Raw genomic sequence first — 2,507 nt, forward strand, 5'->3', positions numbered from 1 at the left:
CATTGAAATTCAAATAGATATTTCAGACCGGATTGTCTTTTGAAAGAAATCCTCGTTTTTGATTTGTGTATTACCAATATTTATATTGATTTAATCGGTAGGTTTTTATAATTTGAACCCTAAACTAAGTAGTTTCCATCCGGAAACTATAATTTATTAAATTTATTAACAAAACCAAGTAATTTTGCTTGCTTTTTTCTTCATTCTTTGACACATTGTAAACGCATCACATTGATATTATTTGATGAATAGACTTGGAGAGTCGGACAATGCGTCAAAAAAGAAAACAACAGATGAACATTTTTCATGGATCTTTTAAGAATGATATTGGAAAAGAATTGAAGGTGATGTCTCTGATTCTGGATGAAACCCCCGAGGTCCTTAACCAGGTTTATAACGATCTTATTGGCCTTAAAAAGAACGAGGTAGGCCGAACCGGCATGACCGCGGAACAAGTTTTGCGGTGTACCATATTGAAGCAATATCGAGATTTGACGTACGAGGAACTGGCTTTACATTTGGAGGACTCCCAATCTTTTCGAGCCTTCTCCCGGCTGGAGATGGGGCAATATCCGAGTGGATCTACTCTTCAGGAAAACATTAAAGTCCTTAGAGAAGAAACCTGGGAGGAGATTAATCAACTGGTCATGGGCTATGCCCAAGGGCAAGGGCTGGAGAAAGGTCAGAAGGTGCGTTTGGACTCGACGGGAGTAGAAAGTAACATTCATTACCCCACGGATGCCACGCTTCTTCAAGATGCCATCCGGGTGATTACGCGGTTGCTGACGGAAGGCTATCAATTGGTTCCGAAACCGAACTACTGTTTTTCGGACCATAACCGGGTAGTGAAGAAACGGGTCTTTAAGATTAAAAACACTAAGAAAGAAAAAGAAAGACAAGGGGCGTACCAAGATCTTCTGCAGATAGCCGACCAGGTTAGAGGATATGGATTGGAGGCCATAGCGGCTTTGCAGGCTTATGTCAGCGAGGGTACGGAACAAATTATTTTTGTGCCTAATCTGACGGCGGACCTGGAGCGGGCGGTGGGCTTGTTGGAGCGGATTATCGATCAAACCAGGCGTAGAGTGATCTACGGAGAGAAGGTTCCTGCCAGCCAGAAGGTGGTTTCTTTTTTTGAAGACCATACGGATATTATTGAGAAAGGCCAACGAGAGATTGTGTATGGGCACAAAGTATTTTTGACCGGTGGGAAATCGGGTTTGATTCTGGATTGTCGGATCGAACGAGGGAACCCGGCCGACACGGATCTGTTTATCCCTTTGTTGGAAAGACAGAAGCATCTTTATGGAAAGGCGCCTCTTCAGACCGCTGCGGATGGGGGCTTTGCTTCCCTGGACAATCTGAGCCGTGCGAAGTTGATGGGAGTTAAAGATGTTTCCTTTTCCAGGAAAAGAGGGCTCTCGGTTTTGGAGATGGTCAAAAGTCAATGGGTCTACAAGCAGCTTAAAAATTTTCGAGCCGGGATTGAGGCAAATATTTCCAGACTGAAGAGGGCCTTTGGATTGACCCGATGCACCTGGTCCCAATGGGTGGGCTTTAAACAATATGTTTGGAGTGCGGTGGTTTCTTATAATTTGTCCCTTTTGGCCAAACTCGAATTGGCCAAGGCCTAATTGATTGCCCTCGGCCATTAAATGAGCCCAGGAGTGGTGTCTCATAAAATTAGGGATATTCCTTCTTAACTGTAAAATAACCATCTTTTGAACTTTTGAACTCTATTTGAGTAGGGATTTATTATTTGAGTCTCATTCACGAATCCTTACCCTTACTAATCTCTTTCGAAAATACCTATTTCCGGATGGACACTATTTAGCTTTTGGCTTTTTAATTGAAGGTTTGTTTAAAAAAACCAGAATAGATCATTCCTTGAAGAATGCATTGGCGGGAACTGCAGATATCCGTATCAATAATCAAAATTGACGCCCTTTTCGAAGATCCCTTACATAATCTTCGACATTATTTGAGCCTTCATGGTTCTTCCAGAGTCCAAAAATAGAAATTTCCTCTTTTTTAGAGGTTTTTGATTTAGTTTTTATAAGAACGATCCTGGCAAGTGCTTTTCCTCTGAATGTCACAGTAATTTCCTGTCCATTGGCAACCTGGTCTATGATTCTCCCAGGCTGAATTCTTAGTTCTTTAGTGGTAATTTTCAAAGCCAACCTCCAGTCCAGTTTACACTCTAAAGTGTTCACTCAATTGGTTCAAAAATCAAGTTTTTCTTAAATTTCCTTCTATACGCCGCAGGCGGCCCCAACGCTCCCGCCTCAACCCTCGCTGGTGGAGCGAAGCGGAACCGGCGTAGTGTGTTGCAGGCGATTGTTGGCCTATTCCAATCTCTTCTTTGCCGGTCGCACCTCATAAAGGACATGGTCCTCCTTGACAAGGCTAGCCGGTTCTGTCGTGGCCTTCTCAAAGAGGAGCTTCGATGTGGCGAAGAGATCGGAGTTCTCCGCCTTCAGGTACCGTGCGGCCATCCGACAATACTC

2 protein-coding genes are annotated in these 2,507 nt (G+C 43.4%); one reads left to right on the forward strand and one right to left on the reverse strand.

Annotated features, from left to right (window positions below):
• Positions 1-269: 269 nt before the first annotated feature.
• Entirely contained in the window at positions 270-1,634 is a 1,365-nt protein-coding gene (locus ACYC56_RS15255; protein ID WP_461375026.1) for an ISNCY family transposase, read from the forward strand.
• Between the two features lie 297 nt (positions 1,635-1,931).
• Here ACYC56_RS15255 and ACYC56_RS15260 read toward each other — a convergent pair whose 3' ends face one another.
• Complete coding sequence (locus tag ACYC56_RS15260; RefSeq protein WP_461375027.1) at positions 1,932-2,174, reverse strand: type II toxin-antitoxin system Phd/YefM family antitoxin; 243 nt, start codon at positions 2,172-2,174, stop codon at positions 1,932-1,934.
• Positions 2,175-2,507 lie beyond the last annotated feature (333 nt).

It is taken from the genome of Candidatus Aquicultor sp. (assembly GCF_054640775.1).

Bases quoted from the DNA above. Each gene is read 5' to 3' on its own strand.
- ACYC56_RS15255 (WP_461375026.1), top strand. From the start codon at position 270: ATGCGTCAAAAAAGAAAACAACAGATGAACATTTTTCATGGATCTTTT.